Source organism: Amycolatopsis sp. NPDC051716 (genome assembly GCF_040681595.1).
GTDB lineage: Bacteria > Actinomycetota > Actinomycetes > Mycobacteriales > Pseudonocardiaceae > Amycolatopsis.
The window spans coordinates 86,523-108,808 of record NZ_JBFAZA010000025.1 but is presented as its reverse complement, the minus strand read 5'-3'; the positions used below and the strand labels follow the sequence as shown (position 1 = coordinate 108,808).

Genomic DNA, 22,286 nt, shown 5'->3' with positions numbered 1-22,286 from the left:
GATCTGGGAGCAGACCGGCAGCGACGTCCGGCTCGACTGGGGTGCCGAAGGGGTCGCCGCACTGGGCAGGGAATGCGCGGTGCTGGTGGTCGTCGACGTTCTCTCCTTCAGCACCACCACGGACCTGGTGGTCGGCCGGGGCGGCCGGGTGCTGCCGGTCCGGTGGCGCGACGAACGCGGGATCGCCCGGGCCCGGGCGGCCGGGGCGATGATCGCGGGCGAGAGCGGCTTCACCCTGCGGCCGTCTTCTGTGACGGAAATCCCTCCGGGAACGCTGCTGGCGCTCCCCTCGCCCAACGGCGCGACCCTGTGCGACGCCGCCGCGGCGACCGGCGCGCACGTGCTCGCGGGTTGCTTGCGCAACGCCGCCGCCGTCGCCGCCAAGGCCGCCGGGCTGGGCGGCCCGATCGGGCTGATCGCGGCCGGGGAACGCTGGGGCGTGAACGTTTTCGGCCACAGCGAAACGTTCGGCCCGCTGCGGCCGTGCGTCGAAGACCAGCTGGGCGCCGGGGCGATCGCCGCCGCACTGGCCGGCCACGGCCGTTCGCTGTCCGCTGAAGCCGCGCTCGCCGCGCGGTCCCTCGACGTCACGGCCCTGGCAAGCTGCGTGTCGGGGCGCGAGCTCATCGAAGCCGGCCACGGCGGCGACGTCGCGCTGGCCGCCCAGACCGACGTGAGCGACACCGCTCCCGTCCTGACCGGAGGAGTACTGGCATGACCGGCCGCTGGATCGAGGTCGCCGACGGCGTCCACGCACGCCGCTACGAGGAGCTGGACCTGACCGTCGGCCTGGTCGTCGGCGCCGAGCGCTGCCTGGTCGTCGACACCCGCGGTGACCTCGACCAGGGCGCCGAGCTGGCCGCCGCGGTCCGGGAAATCACGCCGCTGCCGTGGGCCGTGGTCTACACGCACGCGCACTTCGACCACGCCTGGGGCACCGAGGCGTTCCTGCCTTGCGAGGTCTGGGGGCACGAGCGCTGCGCCGCCGAGCTGAGCGCGGACCTCGAGGCCACTCGCGCGAAATGGGTGGCCCACTACCGCGAAGAGGGCAAGCCGGAGATCGCCGACGCGATTTCCCGCACCACCATCACCGCGCCGGACCACCCGTTCACCGGAAGCGTCGAGCTGGACCTCGGCGGCCGCACGGCGGTCCTGCTGCACCCCGGCCGCGCGCACACCGACCACGACGTGGTGGTTCACGTCCCGGACGCGGCGGTCGTCTTCGCCGGCGACGTCGTCGAGCACGCCGAAGCGGGGTTCAGCGAGTACTCGTTCAGCTCCGAAACCGACCTGACCGCCTGGCCGGACGCGTTCGACGCCATCCTCGCGCTCGAACCCCGCGTCGTCGTCCCCGGCCACGGCGACCCGGTGGACGCGGAGTTCGTGCGCTACCACCGCGACGGCCTGCACGAGCTGATCACGCTCAAGGCGGGCGTGGGCCGCGGCGAGACGACCGAGGTGGCCGCCGTGGCCGCGTCCCGCTACCCCGGCGACGTCACCCTGGCCGCGCTGGCGACTCCCTAGTCGAAGTTCAGTTCGCCCGACCGGGTGCGCTTGAGCTCGTAGAAGTCCGGGTAGCTCGACAGCGCCACCGCGCCGTCGAACACCTTCAGCGCGTCTTCGCCGCGCGGGATCGAGGTCAGCACCGGGCCGAAGAACGCCACGCCGTCGATGTGGATCGTCGGGGTGCCGACGTCCATGCCGACCGGGTCCATGCCCTCGTGGTGGCTCTTCTTCAGCGCCTCGTCGTACTCGGCCGAGTGCGCCGCGTCGGCCAGCTCGGCGGGCGCGCCGATGGCGGCCAGTGCCTCCTTGATGACCGCTTCCTGGTCCTTGTTGCCCTGGTTGTGGAAGCGGGTGCCGAACTCGGTGTAGTACTCGCGCAGCAGCTCCTCGCCCTTGAGCTGCGACAACGCCACGGCCACGCGCACCGGGCCCCAGCCCTTGGCCAGCAGTTCCTTGTACTGCTCGGGCAGCTCGTCCCGGCCCTCGTTGAGCACCGACAGGCTCATGATCCGGAAGCGGAGGTCCAGGTTGCGGTGCTTCTCCACCTCCAGGATCCAGCGGGAGGTGATCCACGCGAACGGGCAGATCGGGTCGAAGTAGAAATCGACCTTCGTGGGCTGCTCGGCAGCGGTCATCTGGGTACTCCTGAGTCACGTCTCGGTGTGGGCGGACCCCCACACGACGGGCCAACACCGGGAAACGCGGGGTTGTTCCCTTATCGCCCGCCACCCCGTCCCCATGATTGGATGCGGGGAGTTGAAAACCGATACCAACGACCAGAGGTGCCTGTGCCCGCCCCCAACCTGACCCGCGACCAAGCCAAGCTGCGCGCGGATCTGCTCGACGTCACCGGTTACGACATCGAGCTCGATCTGACCGACGGCCACGGCGGACCCGGGGAGAAGACCTTCGCGTCGACGACGACCGTCCGGTTCTCGAGCGACCGGGCCGGCGAATCGACGTGGGTCGACATCGTCGCCGACCGCGTGCACTCGGCCACCCTGAACGGCGCGGACGTCGACGTCAGCGCGTATGTCGAGGACAAGGGCATCGCGCTGGCCGGGCTGGCCGCGTCCAACGAGCTCACGGTGACCGCCGACTGCCGGTACATGAACACCGGCGAAGGCCTGCACCGGTTCGTCGACCCGGTCGACGACGGCGTCTACCTGTACACGCAGTTCGAGACGGCGGACGCCAAGCGCATGTTCGCCTGCTTCGACCAGCCGGACCTGAAGTCGGTCTACCGGCTCACGGTGATCGCGCCGAAGGACTGGAAGGTCGTCTCCAACGCCATCGTGGAGTCCGCCGAGGAGACGCCGGAAGGCGCCGTCCGCACGGTGTTCAAGGAGTCCGAGCGGATCTCCACCTACCTCGTCGCGCTGGTCGCCGGCCCGTACGCCGAATGGCGTGACGAGTACACCGACGACCACAAGACCATCCCGCTCGGCATCTACTGCCGCGCGTCGCTGGCCGAGCACATGGACGCCGACCGGCTGTTCACCGAGACCAAGCAGGGTTTCGGCTTCTACCACGAGAAGTTCGGCACGCCGTACCCGTTCTCCAAGTACGACCAGCTGTTCGTACCGGAGTTCAACGCGGGCGCGATGGAGAACGCCGGCGCGGTGACGTTCCTGGAGGACTACGTCTTCCGCAGCCGCGTCACCCGCTACGCCTACGAGCGGCGCGCCGAGACGCTGCTGCACGAGATGGCGCACATGTGGTTCGGCGACCTGGTCACCATGCGCTGGTGGGACGACCTGTGGCTGAACGAGTCGTTCGCGACCTTCGCGAGCGTCCTGGCCCAGGCCGAGGCGACCGAGTACAAGAACGCCTGGACCAGCTTCGCGAACATCGAGAAGTCGTGGGCCTACCGCCAGGACCAGCTGCCTTCGACGCACCCGATCGCGGCCGACATCGTCGACCTGCACGCGGTCGAGGTCAACTTCGACGGCATCACCTACGCCAAGGGCGCGAGCGTGCTCAAGCAGCTCGTCGCCTACGTCGGCCTGGACCACTTCCTCGACGGCCTGAAGGTGTACTTCGGCAAGCACGCCTGGGGCAACGCCACGCTGGCCGACCTGCTGGGGGCGCTGGAAGAGGCGTCCGGGCGCGACCTGTCGTGGTGGAGCGCGCAGTGGCTGGAGACGACCGGGCTGAACTCGCTGAGCCCCCGCTACGAGGTCGGCGCGGACGGCAAGTTCACGTCGTTCGCCGTCGTGCAGTCGGGCGCGAAGCCGGGCGCCGGTGAGCTGCGCACGCACCGCGTCGCCGTCGGCATCTACGACGAGGACGGCTCGGGCAAGATCGTCCGGACGCAGCGGGTGGAGCTGGACGTCGACGGCGAGCGCACCGAGGTGCCGGACCTGGTCGGCCTGCCCGCGGGCAAGCTGGTCCTGGTCAACGACGACGACCTGACGTACTGCACGATGCGCCTCGACCCGGCGTCGCTGACCACGCTGATCGACCGCGTCGCCGACATCACCGAGCCGCTGCCGCGCACGCTGTGCTGGTCGGCGGCGTGGGAGATGACCCGCGAAGCCGAGCTGAAGGCCCGCGACTTCGTCACGTTGGTGCAGCGCGGCATCCACACGGAGACCGAGGTCGGCGTGGTCCAGCGGCTGCTGCTGCAGGCCCAGACGGCGCTGAACTCGTACGCGGAGCAGGAGTGGGCGGCCTCGACGGGCTGGCCGGCCTTCACCGCGCGGCTGCTGGAGCTGGTCCGGGCCGCCGAGCCCGGTTCGGACCACCAGCTGGCGTTCGTCAACTCGCTGGCCGGGTCGGTGCTGGACGCCGCCACGCTGGACGTGCTGGCGGGCTGGCTCGACGAGTCGGCCCCGCTGCCGGGTCTCACGGTGGACACGGACCTGCGCTGGCGCCTGCTGCACGCGCTGGTGGCTCACGGAAAGGCGGCCGCGCCGGAGATCGACGCGGAGCTGGCCCGCGACAACACGGCCACGGGCCGCCGCCAGGCGGAGCGCGCCCGCGCATTGCGCCCGACAACGGAGGCCAAGACCGACGCGTGGCAGCGGGCGGTGTACGACGACGAGCTGCCGAACGCGGTCAGCGACTCGTTGATCTCGGGCTTCTCCCACCCGGGCCAGAAGGCCCTGCTGGGGTCGTATGTACCGCGCTATTTCGAGGTGATCGACGAGGTCTGGCAGCGGCGCTCGAGCGAGCGAGCCCAGCCGATCGCAATCGGGCTGTACCCGTCCTGGGCGGTCGCCCCGGAGACGGTGACGGCCTCGGACGAGTGGCTGGCGGGCGAGCACCCGCAAGCCCTGCGGCGGCTGGTCTCGGAGGGGCGCGCGGGCATCGTGCGCGCCCTGGCGGCGCGGGACTTCGACGCGCAGGCCTGATCCCAAGCACCCCAATGTGGCCTTCGGTGCGTCGAACGCACCGAAGGCCACATTGGGTGCGTTCAACGCAACCAAGGCCACATTGGGGCGCTTGAGGCTGGCCCTGGACACGAAAGAGCCCCGCACCTCGATCCGAGGCACGGGGCGCTTTCGAAGAACCTGGGAAGATCAGCGAGGCGCGGGACCGGCCTGGTCCGAAAGCATCCGCAGCGCGTTGACCAGCCCGTTGACCAGTCCGCGAACCAGGTCACCCTCCTTGAACGACGCCACCATGCTCGCCACGGCCAGCTTGGCACCGCGGTCCGGGAGCCGCAGGTACGCGGCCCTCCCTGTGACGATCTCGATCTTCCGCTCGCCCGGGGAGACCGCGATCAGCACCGAGTTCGACGGGTCCGTCGTCGTCGCGTGCAGCTTCTCCGCCGCCGCGCGGCTGTCCTCGCCCAGCTCACCCAGGTACAGGCTGAAGTCCAAGCCGGTCTCGCGGCTCGCGAACGTCAGGGCCTCGTCGAGGCGGGCCAGCTGGCGGGTGTTGAACGGCCCGGACGGCGCCTCCGGCTCGTACATCTTGGCCGCGGACACCCGCCCGGTGGCCATCAGGGCCTCTCCGTAGCCCAGCTCGGACTCGTCGACGCGCTTCGTCAGCTCACCAGTTGCCACGAGCGCCTCCTGCCGCGGTCGGGGCGCCCTCGGGCGCGCTGTTCTCGATACCGGCGTGCCGGTGTCCCGCCCCGTCGGGGTTGGCGCTCCACCACATGGCCGGGTACTCCCAGGCCTGGCCGCTCCGGTGCCGCGCGGCACCGCCGGACCTGCGCCGGAGCGTCAGCAGCCCGGCGAGGCCGTAGATGGCCAGCGGGATCACGGCGAAGACCACGATCGTCTCGACGATGTTCACGGCGCTGAGCGTATCGGATGACCTCCGCGCCCACCGCGCGCGGCGCACTCGACCGTTCGTCGTAAGCCGAGTGCCGTCCGCCGCTTGGCTCGCGGCCACTGGAACGTTGGGGCGAAGACCGTCGGGCCGAAAGGTTGCAACTCAACGTACAGGCGGCCGCACCCGCCGCTGTCGTCTTGTCCGGACCTTGAAATCCTCGTAGCTTTTTCACCTGTACGGGCCTTGCGCCCCGCTCTCCAGCCCCAGCAGGTAACGCACCGGTCCCAGGAGGCCCCGCCATGAACAGCGTCCACACGTCCGCACAGGCGATCACCGAGACCACCCCGTCACAGAGCGACATCGAATTCGCGCCCGGAACGCGTGTGACGGCGGGCACAAGGGTTACCCGGGGTACACGCGTCACTCGCGGTACACGGGTGACGGCCGGAACCCGCGTCACCATGGGCACCCGGGTGACGGCGGGCACGCGCGTCACCCGAGGGACCCGGGTCACGCGCGGCACTCGTGTCACGATGGGCACGCGTGTGACGGCCGGCACGCGGGTCACCTGCGGCACCCGCGTCACGCGAGGCACCCGGGTCACTCGGGGCACGCGCGTCACCATGGGCACCCGCGTCACCTGCCAGAGCGACTTCGCCCTCGCTGCCTGACAGACCTCCAGGGCCACGCGCTACCTGAGCACTTCGCGCAAACACCCGGCTCGCCCCGGCCGCCGCAAGGCAGCCGGGGCGCCGGCTTGTCCGGGCCCGTTTCGTCCGGGCTCCGCTCGCCTGGAGGAGCTAAGCGGCGGAGCCGAGATACGGCCGCCAGAGCGGGTCGGCCTCCTTGGAGTGCGCGAGCAGCCGCCAGTGCGGGCCGTGGGGCGCCCGCGGGACGATGCGCAGCCGCCAGCCGATCTCCGAGAGCAGCCGGTCCGCTTTGCGGTGGTTGCACTTGGCGCAGCAGGCGACGCAGTTGGTCCAGCTGTGGGGGCCGCCCCGGCTGCGCGGGATGACGTGGTCGATCGTCTCGGCCCGCCCCCCGCAGTAGGCGCAGCGGTACCGGTCGCGATGCATGAGTCCCGCACGGGTCAGCGGCACCTGCGCGCGATACGGTACGCGCACGTACGTGCTGAGGCGGATCACCGAGGGCACCGGCAGCGAAACCTTCGCCGAATGCAGCTCGATCCCGCCGGGGTCACCGTGGACCACTTCGGCCTTGCCGCACATCACGAGCACGACCGCGCGCCGCAGCGGCAACGCGGTCAGCGGCTCGAAAGTGGCGTTGAGCAGGAGCACCCGGCGTCGGCCCCAGCTCGGGGCGGCCGGATCCCGGCCTCTACTACGCTGTCCGGGCGGGCGGGTCACTCCCCCTGGGCGGGTCCCCGGCCCGGCCGGGACGGCTCCGCCGGATGCGGAACCCCCCGGATAGGCACGCAGAACCACCTCTGGCGTCTCGTCGGCCGTGGCTTGGCCGGAGACGCCGCGGGGGCTGGGTTGTCGGTCTGGCACTCGACCACCTCCAGGGGCGTAGGCATAGTCGACCACAGAACAGGCCCCCAGCGCACGTGTGTTACAAGACGTGTCACATCCCCGCGACCCAACATCCACTCGGCGTTGGGGCGGCCGACCCGATCGGAAGGATGAACGAACCGCCGTGCTCTCCCTGCTTCCCTCCGCCGACCCGCCTTGCGTGAAGGACCCCAGCACGTTCTGCTACACGGTGTACGACGTCACGAACAACCTGTGGCTGGCGGGCTCGGCGAACTGGCTGATCACCAAGCCGGTCAAGATCCTGATGATCATCGTGATCGCGTTCCTGGTGCGCCTGATCCTGAGAAGGCTGATCAACCGCGTCACGACCCTGCCGAAGACGGGCGGCAAGCTCCCGTCGATGCTGCGCCCGCTGCGCGAGCGTGCCCCGGAGGTGCTCGGCTCGGCCGTCATCGAACGGCGCCGCCAGCGCGCGATGACCATCGGCTCGGTGCTGAAGTCGATGGCGACGTTCCTGGTCTACGGCCTGGCGTTCATCCTCGTGCTGGGCGAACTCGGCATCAACCTGGGCCCGATCATCGCCTCGGCGGGCATCATCGGCGTCGCGATCGGGTTCGGCGCGCAGAACCTGGTCAAGGACTTCCTGTCCGGGATCTTCATGATGGTCGAGGACCAGTACGGCGTCGGCGACGTCGTGGACGTCGGCGAGGCGTCCGGCACGGTCGAGTCCGTCGGCCTCCGGATCACGACGCTGCGTGACGTCAAGGGCACGGTCTGGTACGTCCGCAACGGCGAGGTGCTGCGCGTCGGCAACTCGAGCCAGGGCTTCGCGGTGGCGCTCGTCGACGTCCCCCTCGGCTACACCGCCGACGTCGAGCGCGCGGCGGCCGTGCTCGCGGCCGCGGCCTCCACCGCCACCGAGAGCGACGCGCTGAAGGACAACATCCTCGAGCCGCCGGAGATGCTGGGTGTGGAAAGCGTCACACCGGAAGGCCTCCAGCTGCGCCTGACGGTGAAGGTGCGGCCGGGCAAGCAGTGGGCGGTGCAGCGCGCCTTGCGCGGCCAGCTGCTGGCGGCCCTGGAGGAGGCCGGCTTCGACCCGCCCCTCGGCCGGTTGTTCCCGCCGGCGGCCCCGGCGGGCGGGAAGTAGCGGCCGCGAGCGCCGTTACGCTGGGGAGCGGGTTCGCGACGAACCGGTATTGAGCGGACCGGCCGTCGGGAACCCGCACCCCAAGGGCAAAATGGAAGGCGTGTCTGCAGTGAGCGAACCGGCGAACCTCTACGAAGCGGTCGGCGGCGAACCGACGTTCCGCCGGATCGTCGGGCGGTTCTACGAGGAGGTCGCGCGCGACGAGATCCTCCGCCCCCTCTACCCCGAAGAAGACCTCGGTCCCGCCGAGGAGCGGTTCCGGCTGTTCCTCATGCAGTACTGGGGCGGCCCGCACACCTACTCCGACCAGCGCGGGCACCCGCGGCTGCGGATGCGGCACGCGCCGTTCAAGATCGGGCCGCTGGAGCGGGACGCCTGGCTGCGCTGCATCCGGATCGCCGTCGACGAGGAGAACCTGGACGAGCCGTACCGCGGCCAGCTCTGGGCCTACCTGGAGATGGCCGCGCACAGCATGATGAACAGCTTCGTATGAGAGCAGAAGCCTGGTGGCGCGACGCCGTCTTCTACCAGGTCTACGTACGCTCGTTCGCCGATTCGGACGGTGACGGCGTCGGAGACCTGGAAGGCATCCACTCCAGGCTCGGTTACCTGGAGCTGCTGGGCGTCGACGCGCTGTGGCTGACGCCGTTCTACCGCTCCCCCATGGCCGACCACGGCTACGACATCGCCGACCCGCGGGACGTCGACCCGATGTTCGGCACCCTCGGCGACTTCGACGTGCTGCTGACCGAGGCGCACAAGCGCAACATCAAGGTCACCGTCGACGTCGTGCCGAACCACACCAGCAACCAGCACGCCTGGTTCAAGTCGGCGATGGCCGCCGCGCCGGGCGGACCGGAGCGTGACCGCTACATCTTCCGCGACGGCGTCGGGCCGAAGGGCGAGGACCCGCCGAACAACTGGGTCAGCGCGTTCGGCGGCCCGGCCTGGACCCGGGTGCCGGACGGGCAGTGGTACCTGCACCTGTTCGCGCCGCAGCAGCCGGACCTGAACTGGGCCAACCCGGAGGTCGCCGCCGACCTCGAACGCACCCTGCGGTTCTGGCTCGAACGCGGCGTCGACGGCTTCCGCATCGACGTCGCGCACGGCATGGCCAAACCGCCCGGCCTGCCGGACATGGATCCGCGCGCCGGCGGCCAGGGGCCGAGCCACTACTACGACCCGCGCTGGGACCACGACGGCGTCCACGAGATCCACCAGATGATCCGCAAGGTGCTCGACGAGTTCCCGGACGCGATGGCGGTCGGCGAGATCTGGGTGACCGACGAGGAACGCCTGTCGCGCTACCTGCGGCCCGACGAGCTGCACCTGGCGTTCAACTTCCGGCTGGTGCTGACCCACTTCGACGCCGACGCCATGCGCACGGCCATCGAGCGCTCCCTGACGGTCCCGGCCCGCACGAGCGCCCCGGCGACCTGGACGCTGGGCAACCACGACGTCTGGCGGCAGGTCAGCCGCTACGGCGGCGGTGCGGTGGGCGTGCGGCGAGCGCGGGCCATGGCGCTGGTGGAGCTGGCGTTGCCGGGCACGGTGTACCTGTACAACGGCGAAGAGCTGGGGCTGGCGAACGTCGAGCTGTCCCCTTCGGAAATGGCCGACCCGCGCGCGAAGACCAGCGGGGCCGAGTTCGGGCGGGACGTCTCGCGGGTGCCCCTGCCGTGGGAGGGCGATCTGCCGCCGTTCGGGTTCTCGCGCAACCCGCGCACCTGGCTGCCGATGCCGTCGGAGTGGGCCGGGCTGACGGTCGAGAGGCAGATCGAGGACGCCGACTCGACGCTCTCGCTGTACCGGGCCGCGATCGAGCTGCGGAAGACGCATCCGGCGTTCAGCGGCGACGAACTGGAGTGGTACGGCGCGCCGGCCGGGTGTTTCGCCTTCCGGCGGCGCGGCGGTGGGCTGGTGTGCGCGCTGAACACTTCGGCCTCGCCCATCGCGTTGCCGCCGGGTGAGGTGCTGCTGTCGAGCAGCCCGCTGGTGGACGGGAAACTGCCCGCGGACTCGGCCGTCTGGCTCGTCTAGCCCTGGTCGCCCGGACCGGAACCGTCGTCGAAGGCGCCGCTCGCCAGCCACGCCACCAGCGCCGCGGCCTGGAGGTAGGGCGCCGCCTGGGCAGCCGCCCGGCCCGCCGCACGCGTGCGGCCCCACCTCTCAGGTCTTTCGGCGCGCTCCGGCGCCCGCTCGCCCGCCGGACGGTCGCGCCGCCACTGCGTTTCCCCGTCGGTGCGCACCGACTCCAGGAAGTCCGCGGTCGGGTCTTCGTCCGGGGTCATGCCTCCAGCGTGCCACCGCCCCGCGAGGAACGGTGGCCGCCGTAAGAACTCCGTCAGAACAAGTCAGAACAGGAGCGGCAGCAGCGCGTGCCGGCGCCGGACGATCGCGCCGTACCGGGCGTCCAGGCGCAGCCACGAGTCCGTCGCCGTCACGCGGACGACGTCACCCTCGACGTCCGAATCCACGAAACCCATGCCGGACATCGCGAACAGGCAGCGCATCTGCACCTTGACCTCGACCGAACCGCCGCTCACGGTCAGGACCGCCTGGTCCATCAGCGACGCCGGTGGCGTGCCGTGCGGGCCGGCGTTGTCCCTGGCCAGGGTCACGCCGCGGTCCGCCAGCTCCGACACCACCCGCGCCGGGAGCTCGTCGATCAGCGGCCAGCGGCCCGACGGGGGCAGCTCGCCGTGCCACAGCAGGTCGCGGGCCGGGCCCGGGTCCATCCGGGGTCCGCCCGCGACGGTCAGCGCCGCGAGCAGCTCGTTGCCGGACACCGTGACGTCGCCGGGGGTGACGTCACCGGCCACCGCGCGGGTGGCCAGGCACTCGAACGGCGTCGCCGTCCAGGCCTCGACCACGCCGTCGCCGCGCTGCCGCAGCCGGACGGCCGTCTGGCCGTCCAGCCGGACCGCACGGGCGACGAACGCCCCGAGGGTCTCCCGGTCGGCCGCGTCCGGCACGAACAACTCAGGCATCCGCGAACCCCTGCTTCAGAAACTCCGACTCGGCCGGGGTGAGCCTACGCGGCCGCAACTCGACGGTGTCGTACGGCGCCAGCAGCGTCTCGGCCGTGACCGCCACCGGGTCGTCCGCGGACGGCCCGGTGCGGACGCGGTAGGCCAGGGTGAAGCTCGCCGCGCGCAGCTCGGTCAGGTCGATCTCGATCCGCAGCTGCTGCCCGGACACCACGATCGGCGCCTTGTAGGCCACTTCCAGCCGCACCACGACGATGCCCTTGGGCAGCTGTTCGAGCCCGGCCTTGGCGGCCCCTTCGAACAGCAGCGGGATGCGCGCCTCTTCGAGCAGCGTCACCAGCTTCGCGTGGTTGATGTGGCCGTAGACGTCCATGTCCGTCCAGCGCGGGCGGACGTGCGAAACGTAGGTCACCGTACCGTGCTCCGGATCTGGCGGGCCGCCACCGAAAGCGTCGCCAGGTCGTGCCGGCCGGACTTGGTGATCTCGTCGAGCGCGACGCGCGCCCGCTGCAGCCGGGACGCGTTCGTCTTCTCCCACTGCGCGATCTTGGCGTCCCCGGACGAGCCGGGATCGCTGTGCCGCAACGCGTCCAGCGTGATCGCGCGCAGCGAGCTGTAGACGTCGTCGCGCAGGGACAGCCGGGCGAGCGCGTGCCAGCGGTTGCCGCGTTCGAGCTTGCTGATCTCGGTGAGCATCTGGTCGATGTCCAGGTGCGCCGAGAGCGCGTAGTACAGCTCCGCCGTCTCGGCCGGGCTGTGCGTGGCGTCCACGCCGATCTGCTGCTCGGCGAGCTCGGCCACCTCGGTGACGTCGAGCAGGCCGTAGGTGTGCAGCAGCAGCGAAACCCGGCGCGCCAGCCCCTCCGGCACGTCCGCGGCGATCAGCTCGTTCACGTGCTTCTCCACCGACTCGGCCTCGCGGCCGCGCAGCAGGTCGCCGAGCTTCGGCACGAGCTTGCCCAGCACCCGGCCGAAGCGCTTGATCTCCGAGAGCGGGGCCAGCGGCTGCGGCCGGTTGGTGAGGAACCAGCGCGCGGCCCGGTCGAGCAGCCGCCGCGTCTCCAGCACCATCGCGTCGGCGACGTCGGTGTGCACGACGTTGTCGAGCGCGTCGATCTCCTGCCACAGCGCGGGCAGGTCGAACACCTGCGTCACCACGGCGTACGCGCGCACCGCGTCCGTCGCCGTCGCGTTCATCTCCTCCATCAGCCGGTAGACGAACGAGATGCCGCCGCCGTCGACCACTTCGTTGGCGATCAGCGTGGTGATGATCTGCCGGCGCAGCGGGTGTTCACCGATCGCGGAGCCGAACCGCTCGCGCAGCGGCTTCGGGAAGTACTCGGGCAGCCGGGCCGCGAACACCTTCGAGTCGGGCAGGTCGCTGGCCAGCAGCTCGTCCTTCAGCTCCAGCTTGACGTGCGCGAGCAGGGTCGCCAGCTCCGGCGAGGTGAGGCCCTTGCCCGCCTTCTCCAGCTCGCGGAACTCCGAATTGCTCGGCAGCGCTTCGAGCTTGCGGTCGAAGGCGCCCGCGGACACCAGCGCCTGCACCTGGCGCGCGTGCACCGACAGCATCGGCGCGGCGTGCGCCCGGCTGACGCCGAGGACGGCGTTCTGCCGGTAGTTGTCCTCGAGGACCAGCGCGCCGACCTCGTCGGTCATCTCCTCGAGCAGCTCGTTGCGCTGTTCGCGCTCGAGCTTGCCGGTCTGGACGAGGTGGTCGAGCAGGATCTTGATGTTGACCTCGTGGTCGGAGCAGTCGACGCCGGCCGAGTTGTCGAGCGCGTCGGTGTTGATCTTGCCGCCTTCGCCGCCCGGCCCGCCGCGGCGGGCGAACTCGATCCGGCCCAGCTGCGTGAGGCCGAGGTTGCCGCCTTCGCCGAAGACCTGGACGCGCAGCTGGTGGCCGTCGACGCGGATGGCGTCGTTGGCCTTGTCACCGGCTGCCTGGTGGGATTCGCTCTCCGCCTTGACGTAGGTGCCGATGCCGCCGTTCCACAGCAGCTCGACCGGGGCCAGCAGGATCGCCTGGATGAGGTCCATCGGCGCCAGCGCGGTGACGCCCTCCTCGAGGCCCAGCGCCGTGCGGACCTGCGGGCTGATCGGGATCGACTTCGCCGTGCGCGGGTAGATCCCGCCGCCTTCGCTGATCAGCGAGCGGTCGTAGTCGTCCCACGAGCTGCGCGGCAGGTCGAACAGCCGGCGCCGCTCGGCGAACGACGTCGCGGCATCGGGATTCGGGTCGAGGAAGACGTGCATGTGGTTGAACGCCGCCACCAGGCGGATGTGCTCGGAGAGCAGCATGCCGTTGCCGAAGACGTCACCCATCATGTCGCCGATGCCGACCACGGTGAAGTCCTCGGTCTGGGTGTCCTTGCCCAGCTCGCGGAAGTGCCGCTTGACGCTCTCCCAAGCGCCCTTCGCCGTGATGCCCATGGCCTTGTGGTCGTAGCCGACCGAGCCGCCGGAGGCGAACGCGTCGCCCAGCCAGAAGCCGTACTGCGCGGACATCTCGTTCGCGATGTCGGAGAACTTCGCGGTGCCCTTGTCGGCCGCGACGACCAGGTAGGAGTCGTCGGCGTCGTGCCGGACGACCCCCGGGGCGGGCACGGTCTTGCCCTCGATGCGGTTGTCGGTCAGGTCGAGCAGGCCGGAGATGAACATGCGGTAGCAGGCGATGCCCTCGGTGAGCTGGGCGTCGCGGTCGATGCTCGCGTCCCCGCTCGGGGCCGGCGGGCGCTTGACGACGAAGCCGCCCTTCGCGCCCACCGGCACGATCACCGCGTTCTTCACCGCCTGCGCCTTGACCAGGCCGAGGATCTCGGTGCGGAAGTCTTCGCGCCGGTCCGACCAGCGCAGGCCACCGCGCGCGACCGGGCCGAAGCGCAGGTGCACGCCCTCGACGCGCGGGGAGTACACGAAGATCTCGAACTTCGGCCGCGGCTCGGGCAGGTCGGGCACGCCGGCCGGGTCGAGCTTGATCGACAGGTATTCGCGGGGAGTCCCGTCGGTGCCGGTGACGTGGTAGTTCGTCCGCAGCGTGGCCCGGATGACGGCCATCAGGCGCCGCAGGATCCGGTCCTCGTCGAGGCTGGTGACCTCGTCGATCATCGCGTTCAGCTCGCTCGCCAGCGCGTCGGTGGCGGCCTCGCGATCGGCGTCGGACAGTTCGGGCGCGAACCGGGCCTCGAACAGCCGCAGCAGCTTGGTCGCGACCGGCGTGTGGTTCAGCAGCGTGTTCTGGATGTAGTCCTGGGAAAACGCGCTGCCGGCCTGGCGCAGGTACCGCGAGTAGGCGCGCAGCACGGCGACCTGGCGCCAGGTGAGGCCGGCACGCAGGACGAGGCCGTTGAGGCCGTCGACCTCGGCGTCGCCCCGCCAGGCGGCCTCGAAGGCGTCCTGGAAGCGGCCGCGCAGCTCTTCGACGGCGTGCTCGTCGGACTCGTCGAGCATCTTCTGGTCGACGCGCAGGCCGAAGTCGTAGATCCAGCACGCGCCGCCGTCCTCGCGGTGCAGCTCGTACGGCCGTTCGTCGACCACCTCGACGCCCATGGCCTGCAGCACCGGGAGCACCTTCGAGAGCGTGACGCCCTCGCCACGCAGGTAGAGCTTGAAGCGCCGCTCACCCGGCCCGGCGTCGGCGGGCTGGTAGAACGACAGCGCGAGGTCGCCTTCGTCGGTGAGCGAGTCGAGCGAGCGGAGGTCGGCCAGCGCCTCTTCGGCGGTGAAGTCCTCCTTGTAGCCCTCGGGGAAGACGCTCGCGAAGCGCTGGCCCTGCTCGGTGGCCGATTCCTCGCCGACGATCCCCACCGCGACGCCGCCGTCGGCGCGCTCACGGCGTTCGTCGAGGACCGCCTCGACCATCCGGTCGTCCCAGGTGCGGACGGCGTCGTTCAGCCGGTCCTGGATGTTGAGCGTGTCCGGCTCGAGGCGGCGGGCCGGGTCGGTGTGCACGACGAAGTGGACCTGCGCCAGGACCGTCTCGCCGATCCGCGCGCTGTACTCGAGCTGGGTGCCTTCGAGCTCTTCGAGCAGGACTTCCTGCATCGCCAGCCGCGAGCGGGTCGTGTAGCGGTCGCGCGGGAGGTAGACGAGGCAGGAGTAGAAGCGGCCGTACGGGTCGCGGCGCAGGAACAGCCGCAGCCGGCGGCGGTCCGAGAGCGTGATCGCGCCGGTCGTCGTCGAGTACAGCGAGTCGGTGTCGGCGGAGAACAGGTCGGCGCGCGGCCAGTTCTGCAGGATCTCCAGCATCCGCTGGCCGGAGAACGACTCGATCGGGAAGCCCGCGCGGTGGATGACCTCGCGGACCCGCTTGCACACGACGGGGATGTCGAGGACGTTCTCGTGCAGCGCGGTGGTGGTGAACATGCCGAGGAAGCGGTGCTCGCCGGTGACGGTGCCTTCGGCGTCGAAGGTCTTCACGCCGACGTAGTACGGGTAGACCGGCCGGTGCACGGTCGAGGGCGCGCTGGCCTGGGTCAGCACGAGCAGCGTGGGCGCGAGCGCGGTGGCGGCGGTGTCCGGGCCGGCGGTGAGGCCGCGGGCGGCGAGGCTGTCCTGGCGCAGCACGCCGAGGCCGGAGGCCAGCACCGCGCGCAGGGCGGGTGCCGTGTGCTCTTCGGTGTCGGGGTGCGGGTTGTCGATCAGTTCGTAGCGGCGGTAGCCGAGGAAGGTGAAGTGGCCGTCGGCCAGCCAGCGCAGCAGGCGGGCGCCCTCGGCGACCTCGTCCCGGGGCAGCTGGGGCGGGGCCGTCTCCAGTTCGCTCGCCAGCTGGCACGCGGTCTGGGCCATCTTCTCGGCGTCCTCGACGACCTCGCGGACGTCACCCAGCACGCTGGAGAGCCGGTTGTCGAGCTCGCGGGCCCGGTTGCGATCGGTGACGAAGTCGATCTCGATGTACATCCACGACTCGGCGGCCGAGTTCGCGGGCGGCTCGGCCGGGTCCGCTTCGGGGTGAACCTCCTGCAGCTCACCGGTGAGGTCACGGGTGACCACCACGATCGGGTGAACGATCCGCTGCACCTGGACGCCGTCCCGGGCGAACTCGGCGGCGATCGAGTCGACCAGGTAGGGCATGTCATCGGTGACGACCTGCACCACGGTGGCTTCGCGAGCCCACCCGTCTTCGGCGACGGTCGGGTTCAGCAGCCGCACGGCCGGGCGGCCGGGCATCCGGTGCTTGGCCAGCTGCAGGTGCGAACGGACGGCGCCGACCAGGTTGACCGGCTCGTCGCCGACGATCTCTTCGGGCGGGATGTGCCGGTAGTAGAGCCGGATGAGCTCACCGATCTCCGGCGCCAGCCCGGCCGCGGCGTCGATCAGGTCGTCCCTGATCTGCTCCGGGCTGGCCGGGGAGCGCGAAGCGCCGAATTCGGGTTCGGCGTCGGCTCCGGTTCCGGGAAGGGACGAGACTCCGGTCGAGCTCATTTGAGGCAACTCTCCAGTTTGCGTGAGGTGGCACCGCGCCGGTTCCGCGTTGAGCCGGCCACCCCACACTAATGCGCGCGATCCGGGATCACATGAAGACCCGGAGGTTCCCGGAGCCCCGAAAACCCTTCCGGGGCTTGGGATTCGCGTGATCGGTCAAGCTACTGACGGGTTGTCTTCCCGGCTCCGGCGCGGCGCTGACCAGCCGCGGTCGGCGGACGTCACCCGGCGTGGAGCCAACGTGATCGGTTCAGTTGATCGGGCGTGCTGCCGTTCGGCGAACGCTGTCGGCCGGTCGGCGACGCCGGAGTGCGACGGATCCCACTGCGGTCACGGCGGGGCAGGTCGGCGACGGATCGGGGTGGCTCGGCGACCGGAACCTGGCCGGGGTGAACTGGCTGCTGTGCGGTCCCGTGGTCGTCGGCCGCGGCAAAACTGTCGGTGGCTGCCGGTAGCGTGGAAAACGGGGGCAGCGCCCAACGGCTCAGGCCGCGGCTCCCGATCGGCCGAGCCGGGGCGGTCCGGCGTTACGAGTCCTTCAGCAGGTCAGTCGCGCGAGCCGTGGCCGCGGGAGTCCGGCACCTCGGCGCCGTGGCCGTTGCGACCGTGGCCGTTGCGGCGGCCCGCGTTCTGGGAGTCGAGCTGCTTGACCAGCGCCGCCGCGCTGGCCGTGCCCGCCTGGTGCTCGGCGAGGGCGCGGGCGAGCAGGTCGGCGAGGCCGGCGTCCGGTGGGGGCTCGTCCTCCGCGATCGCGCGGGCGTAGCTCTCCGGGAACGGGGCCGTCGCCGGGGTCCAGTGGCCGAAGTCCTCCATCGGTTCCAGCGACGGTGGCATCCGCAGCCGCGGCAACCACGGCTCGGCTTCGTCGCGGTAGTCCGGCACGGACGGTGGTTCGTCCTCCGGCCGCGGCGGCGGAGCGAGCTCCGGCTCCGGACGCGCCGGTTCCTCGGCGCGCGGCCGATCGGCGTCTTCCGCCCGGCGACGGCCCCCGGCGCTCCCGGAGGCCGAGATGCCCAGGCGGTCCAGCACCGAACGCGCGGCCTCCGAACCGTGCTCGGCGTCGTGACGCGTCGACGGTGGCGGCTCCTGCCGCCGCCCCTCGGACCCCCACGGCTCCCGCTCGGCGGCGGGCTCGGGCGCGAGCGGCAACGCCGGCGTGACGCGCGTGGGCGCCGACTCCCGTTCGGCCGCGGTCTCCCGCAGCCGCGCTTCGGCCAGCGCGGCCCAGGAGAACTTGGTCTTGCCGAGTTCGGCGGGTGCCGCCTCGGGTGCCGGCTCGACGACCTCCCCGGCGGACCGCACGTCGGTCGGCTCGGGCCGCGCCTCGGCCGGCTCCGATGCGAAGTCCGGCTCACGCCGCACCTCACCGGGCTCCGGCCGCGACTCCGGCTCGCGGCCGGCCGGCTCGGACCGGTACTCCGGCCCCCGAGACTCGACAAGCTCGGACCGGTAGTCCGACCCAGGCGCCGGCCGGACCTCCGGCTCCGGCCGCAGCGCCGAAGGCTCCGACGCGAAGTCCGGCTCCCGGCCACGCTCGGCCAACCGCGGCTCAACGGGCTCGGGCCGCCGCCTACGCCCCGCCGACTCACCAGGCTCCGGCCGGTGCTCCGACCCCAGCCCAGCTCCACGCTCCGCCGAATCACCGAACTCCGGCCCCGACCGCTGCGCAGCTCCCCGCTCCGCCGGCCGGCCGGGCTCCGATCGGTGCTCGGACCCCAGCCCAACGCCACGACCCGCCGACTCACCAAACTCCGGGCGGCGCTCCGACCCCAGCCCAGCACCACGCTCGGCCGACTCGCCGAACTCCGGCCCGTACCCCGGCTCCTGCCCAGCTCCTCGCCCCGCCGACTCACCAAACTCCGGCCCGTGCCCCGACCGCTGCCCAACGCCACGACCCGCCGACTCGCCAAGCTCCGGCCGATACCCCGACCCCAGCCCAACTCCACGACCCGCCGACTGGCCGGGCTCCGATCGGTGCTCCGTCCCTGGTCCGACGCCACGCCCCGCCGACTCGCCAAGCTCCGGTCGGTACCCCGGCTCCTGCCCAGCTCCTCGCCCCGCCGACTCACCAAGCTCCGATCGGTGCTCCGACCCCAGCCCAGCACCACGCCCCGCCGACTCACCGAACTCCGGCCCGTGCCCCGAACCCAGCCCAGCCGCACGCGGTTCGGCAAGCTCGGGCGCCGACCTCGTCTCGACGGGTCCCGGTCGAACCACCGGCCGCGGCTCACCAGGCTCCGGCCGCTCCGCTCCTCGGCCCGGCCGCGAGGCGACCGGCTCCCGCGTCGCACCCGGCTCACCGGGCCGGCGCTCCGGCGCCCGCACCTCGATCGGCTCCGGCCGCACCCGGGATCCCGGCTCATCCCGCACCGCCGGCATCAACGTCGTCTCCGCCGCATCGGCGGTCACCCGCGGCCGTCCGAACGACCACGCCGGCGTCCGGGGCTCAGGCTGAGGAACCGGCTGGGGAACCGGCTCGGCCGCGACGACCGGGACCGGCCGCGACGGCACCGCCTTCAGCACCTCGTCCAGATCCACCGAGGCCGGCTGCCCCGTGCCGAACTCGCCGGCCAGCACGCTGCACGCCTGCCGCCGGGCCCGGGCGTGCAGCTGCTCCGCCGCCCGCGAGCGGTACAGGCACGCGATGGCCTCCTCCGCCTGCCCGAACCGCTCCTGCAGCTGCGCCAGCTCCAGCCACAACCGGGCGGTGATCGCCGACAGCCCGTGCCGGTCCGTGCTCGCCACGGCTTCGCGGACCAGCTCGATCGCCGCTTCGCCGGACCCCGCGGGCAAGTGGACGCGCGTCGCGACGGCCAGCCGCAGCCAGCCCATCGGTGCGACGCCCGCCGCGCGCACCGGCTCGGCCAGCACCGGCTCCGCGATCTCGTACGCCATTTCGGCGTCGCCGCGGTCGAGCAGCGTGCTGACCAGCAGCAGCACCAGCCGGATGCGGACGAGACCGCCGTCGTCGGCCGGGTTGTCGAGCTTCTCCAAAAAACCGAGCCCGGTCCGGGCGGCGTCGGCCGCCGCCGTCAAGTCGCCGTGGCGCCGCCGGTGGGCGGCCGTGCCGACGCGCAGCAGCGCCCGCACCAGCAGCTGGGTGTCCGCACCCAGCGAGTCGTCGCCGACGACGAGCTTGTCCGCCTCCACGAGCACGCGGTCCAGCTCCGACTTGCGTCCGAGCTGGCCGAGGCAACCCACCAGGTGGCACAACGCGGCCGCGCGGTGCACCGGTGAGACCACCGGATCGGTGAGCACCGGCCGCAACGCGGCGAGGCCGGTCAGCGGCACGCCCAGGCTGCGGGCGCAGACGGCGAGGTCGATGCGCAGGCGCGCGGCGATGTCGCCGTAGCCCGCGTGCTCGGCCGCGCGCAACGCCGCGACCGCGCGCCCGACGGTCCCCGGGCGGTCGCCGACCCGGACGCGCGCGGACACGACCAGGCTCTCGGCCCGGATCCACTGCTCGTCGGCGCTCGCGGCCTCGGCCAGCGCGGCCGCGCGCTCGCCGAGGACCAGCGCGAGCTCGGGCGCCCGCAGGTGCAGGGCGTCCGCCCGCTCGATCAGCCGGCCGACTGCGGAGAGGGTTCCCCCGGCATTGGCGGAGCGCCCGCTCTCAGTGCGCGAGAACGGGCCCGTCCGGTGCTGTTTGCTGGCTTCCACGGGGAAACCCGCCCCCTCAGTCGCGCTTCAGCTTGCGATGGGTGACGCGGTGCGGCCGGGCCGCTTCGGCGCCGAGCCGCTCGACCTTGTTCTTCTCGTACCCCTCGAAGTTGCCCTCGAACCAGAACCACTGCGCGGGGTTCTCGTCGGTGCCTTCCCAGGCCAGGATGTGCGTCGCGACCCGGTCCAGGAACCACCGGTCGTGGGAAATCACGACGGCGCAGCCGGGGAACTGCTCCAGCGCGTTCTCCAGCGAGCCCAGCGTCTCGACGTCCAGGTCGTTCGTCGGCTCGTCGAGCAGGATCAGGTTCCCGCCCTGCTTGAGCGTCAGCGCCAGGTTGAGCCGGTTGCGCTCACCACCGGAGAGCACGCCCGCCGGCTTCTGCTGGTCCGGGCCCTTGAAGCCGAACGCGCTGACGTACGCCCGCGACGGCATTTCGGTCTGCCCGACGTGGATGTAGTCCAGCTCGTCGGAGACGACCTGCCAGACGGTCTTCTTCGGGTCGATCCCGCCGCGGTTCTGGTCCACATAGGACAGTTTGACCGTCTCGCCGATCTTGACCTCGCCGCCGTCCGGCTCCTCGAGCCTGACGATGGTCTTGAACAGCGTGGTCTTGCCGACGCCGTTCGGGCCGATCACGCCGACGATGCCGTTGCGCGGCAGGTCGAACGACAGCCCGTCGATGAGGACGCGCTCGTCGAAGCCCTTGCGCAGCTTCTCGACCTCGACCACGACGTTGCCCAGCCGCGGGCCCGGCGGGATCTGGATCTCTTCGAAGTCGAGCTTGCGGTGCTTGTCCGCCTCCGCCGCCATCTCCTCGTAGCGGTCGAGGCGCGAGCGGGACTTGGTCTGCCGCGCCTTCGCGTTGGACCGCACCCACTCGAGCTCGGTCTTCAGGCGCTTCGCGAGCTTCTGGTCCTTCTTGCCCTGGACCTCGAGGCGCTCGCGCTTCTTCTCCAGGTACGTCGAGTAGTTGCCCTCGTAGCCGACGACGCGGCCGCGGTCGATCTCCATGATCCACTGGGCCACGTTGTCCAGGAAGTACCGGTCGTGGGTGACGGCGAGGACGGCGCCGGCGTAGCGGGAGAGGAACTGCTCCAGCCACAGGACACTTTCGGCGTCCAGGTGGTTGGTGGGCTCGTCGAGCAGCAGCAGGTCGGGCGCCGACAGCAGCAGCTTGCACAGCGCGACCCGGCGGCGCTCACCACCGGAGAGGTGGGAGACGCCTTCGTCCGGCGGCGGGCAGCGCAGCGCGTCCATCGCCTGCTCGACGGTCGAGTCGAGCTCCCAGGCGTCGGCGTGGTCCAGCTCCTCCTGGAGCTGGCCCATCTCCTCCATCAGCTCTTCGGTGTACTCGGTCTCCATGAGCTTGAGGACCTCGTTGTACCGGTCGAGCTTGACCTTGACTTCGCCGAGGCCCTCCTCGACGTTCTGCCGGACGGTCTTCTCCTCGTTGAGCACCGGCTCCTGCATGAGGATGCCGACGGAGGCGCCGGGCTGGAGGAACGCTTCGCCGTTGCTGGCCTGCTCGATCCCCGCCATGATCTTGAGAACGGTGGACTTACCGGCACCGTTCGGCCCCACCACGCCGATCTTGGCGCCGGGGTAGAACGCGGTGCTGACGTCGTCGAGGATGACCTTGTCCCCGACGGTCTTGCGCACCTTCTTCATGGTGTAGATGAACTCGGCCATACCCACGATCGTAGAGCGCGCTTGATCGCGGCTCGACGCCGGTCACCACCGCACTACCGAAAGTCAGCCCGAGATCACGGCGAGACTACCGAAACGGCCGTTTTCCCGGCAGCCGGACAGCGGCTCAAGCTCAACCGGACGTC

Annotated in this window: 17 protein-coding genes; 7 read left to right on the top strand and 10 right to left on the bottom strand. The window is 71.3% G+C overall.

The window, feature by feature from the left end; translation table 11 throughout:
• Window position 1 precedes the first annotated feature (1 nt).
• Together AB0M30_RS30355 and AB0M30_RS30350 are read left to right on the top strand one after the other, a co-directional pair.
• The gene (locus tag AB0M30_RS30355) at window positions 2–718 is read left to right on the top strand and encodes a 2-phosphosulfolactate phosphatase (RefSeq protein ID WP_364590621.1); all 717 of its coding nucleotides are present in this window, start codon (window positions 2–4) and stop codon (window positions 716–718) included.
• A complete protein-coding gene (locus AB0M30_RS30350; RefSeq protein WP_364590473.1) occupies window positions 715–1,524 on the top strand; it encodes an MBL fold metallo-hydrolase in 810 nt (269 codons plus the stop codon). Before AB0M30_RS30355 ends, AB0M30_RS30350 begins: the two co-directional genes overlap by 4 nt.
• Here AB0M30_RS30350 and AB0M30_RS30345 read toward each other — a convergent pair.
• The gene (locus AB0M30_RS30345; RefSeq protein WP_103343343.1) at window positions 1,521–2,141 is read right to left on the bottom strand and encodes a DsbA family protein; all 621 of its coding nucleotides are present in this window, start codon (window positions 2,139–2,141) and stop codon (window positions 1,521–1,523) included. The genes AB0M30_RS30350 and AB0M30_RS30345 overlap by 4 nt on opposite strands.
• 153 nt (window positions 2,142–2,294) lie before the next feature.
• Here AB0M30_RS30345 and pepN point away from each other — a divergent pair, with 153 nt between their 5' ends.
• A complete protein-coding gene (gene pepN, locus AB0M30_RS30340) occupies window positions 2,295–4,862 on the top strand; it encodes an aminopeptidase N (protein WP_364590618.1) in 2,568 nt (855 codons plus the stop codon).
• Window positions 4,863–5,030: 168 nt separating this feature from the next.
• On the opposite strand, the gene AB0M30_RS30335 is transcribed toward pepN, so the two are convergent.
• Window positions 5,031–5,519: a DUF5130 family protein gene (locus AB0M30_RS30335; protein WP_360183686.1), complete on the bottom strand. Its 489-nt coding sequence runs from the start codon at window positions 5,517–5,519 to the stop codon at window positions 5,031–5,033.
• A complete protein-coding gene (locus AB0M30_RS30330) occupies window positions 5,506–5,754 on the bottom strand; it encodes a hypothetical protein (RefSeq protein WP_364590469.1) in 249 nt (82 codons plus the stop codon). Before AB0M30_RS30330 ends, AB0M30_RS30335 begins: the two co-directional genes overlap by 14 nt.
• 278 nt (window positions 5,755–6,032) lie before the next feature.
• Here AB0M30_RS30330 and AB0M30_RS30325 point away from each other — a divergent pair, with 278 nt between their 5' ends.
• Window positions 6,033–6,404, top strand: coding sequence for a hypothetical protein (locus tag AB0M30_RS30325; RefSeq protein WP_364590466.1), 372 nt, complete (start codon window positions 6,033–6,035; stop codon window positions 6,402–6,404).
• A gap of 129 nt (window positions 6,405–6,533) precedes the next feature.
• Here AB0M30_RS30325 and AB0M30_RS30320 read toward each other — a convergent pair whose 3' ends face one another.
• A complete protein-coding gene (locus AB0M30_RS30320; protein WP_013228590.1) occupies window positions 6,534–7,031 on the bottom strand; it encodes an HNH endonuclease in 498 nt (165 codons plus the stop codon).
• Between the two features lie 394 nt (window positions 7,032–7,425).
• On the opposite strand from AB0M30_RS30320, the gene AB0M30_RS30315 reads away from it, so the two are divergent.
• From AB0M30_RS30315 to AB0M30_RS30305, 3 genes are all read left to right on the top strand, one after another.
• Entirely contained in the window at window positions 7,426–8,376 is a 951-nt protein-coding gene (locus tag AB0M30_RS30315; RefSeq protein WP_364590463.1) for a mechanosensitive ion channel domain-containing protein, read from the top strand.
• A gap of 91 nt (window positions 8,377–8,467) precedes the next feature.
• Window positions 8,468–8,869 carry a globin gene (locus AB0M30_RS30310; protein WP_364590615.1) on the top strand — a complete coding sequence of 134 codons (402 nt, stop codon included), beginning with the start codon at window positions 8,468–8,470 and terminating at the stop codon, window positions 8,867–8,869.
• Window positions 8,866–10,416 (top strand): glycoside hydrolase family 13 protein, encoded by a 1,551-nt coding sequence (locus AB0M30_RS30305; protein WP_364590460.1) that lies wholly within the window; start codon window positions 8,866–8,868, stop codon window positions 10,414–10,416. Before AB0M30_RS30310 ends, AB0M30_RS30305 begins: the two co-directional genes overlap by 4 nt.
• Here AB0M30_RS30305 and AB0M30_RS30300 read toward each other — a convergent pair.
• The 6 genes from AB0M30_RS30300 to ettA all read right to left on the bottom strand — a co-directional run bounded on the left by AB0M30_RS30300 (window position 10,413) and on the right by ettA (window position 22,143).
• Window positions 10,413–10,667, bottom strand: a complete 255-nt coding sequence (locus AB0M30_RS30300; RefSeq protein ID WP_364590457.1) for a hypothetical protein — start codon at window positions 10,665–10,667, stop codon at window positions 10,413–10,415. The genes AB0M30_RS30305 and AB0M30_RS30300 overlap by 4 nt on opposite strands.
• Window positions 10,668–10,730: 63 nt before the next feature.
• Window positions 10,731–11,366 carry a hypothetical protein gene (locus AB0M30_RS30295; RefSeq protein WP_364590454.1) on the bottom strand — a complete coding sequence of 212 codons (636 nt, stop codon included), beginning with the start codon at window positions 11,364–11,366 and terminating at the stop codon, window positions 10,731–10,733.
• Window positions 11,359–11,778 carry an acyl-CoA thioesterase gene (locus AB0M30_RS30290; protein WP_364590451.1) on the bottom strand — a complete coding sequence of 140 codons (420 nt, stop codon included), beginning with the start codon at window positions 11,776–11,778 and terminating at the stop codon, window positions 11,359–11,361. Before AB0M30_RS30290 ends, AB0M30_RS30295 begins: the two co-directional genes overlap by 8 nt.
• Entirely contained in the window at window positions 11,775–16,790 is a 5,016-nt protein-coding gene (locus tag AB0M30_RS30285) for an NAD-glutamate dehydrogenase (protein ID WP_364590448.1), read from the bottom strand. The genes AB0M30_RS30290 and AB0M30_RS30285 overlap by 4 nt, the downstream gene beginning before the upstream one ends.
• A gap of 546 nt (window positions 16,791–17,336) precedes the next feature.
• The gene (locus AB0M30_RS30280; protein WP_364590445.1) at window positions 17,337–20,450 is read right to left on the bottom strand and encodes a hypothetical protein; all 3,114 of its coding nucleotides are present in this window, start codon (window positions 20,448–20,450) and stop codon (window positions 17,337–17,339) included.
• A 16-nt stretch (window positions 20,451–20,466) separates the two neighbouring features.
• Entirely contained in the window at window positions 20,467–22,143 is a 1,677-nt protein-coding gene (gene ettA, locus AB0M30_RS30275) for an energy-dependent translational throttle protein EttA (RefSeq protein WP_364590443.1), read from the bottom strand.
• Between the last annotated feature and the right edge of the window lie 143 nt (window positions 22,144–22,286).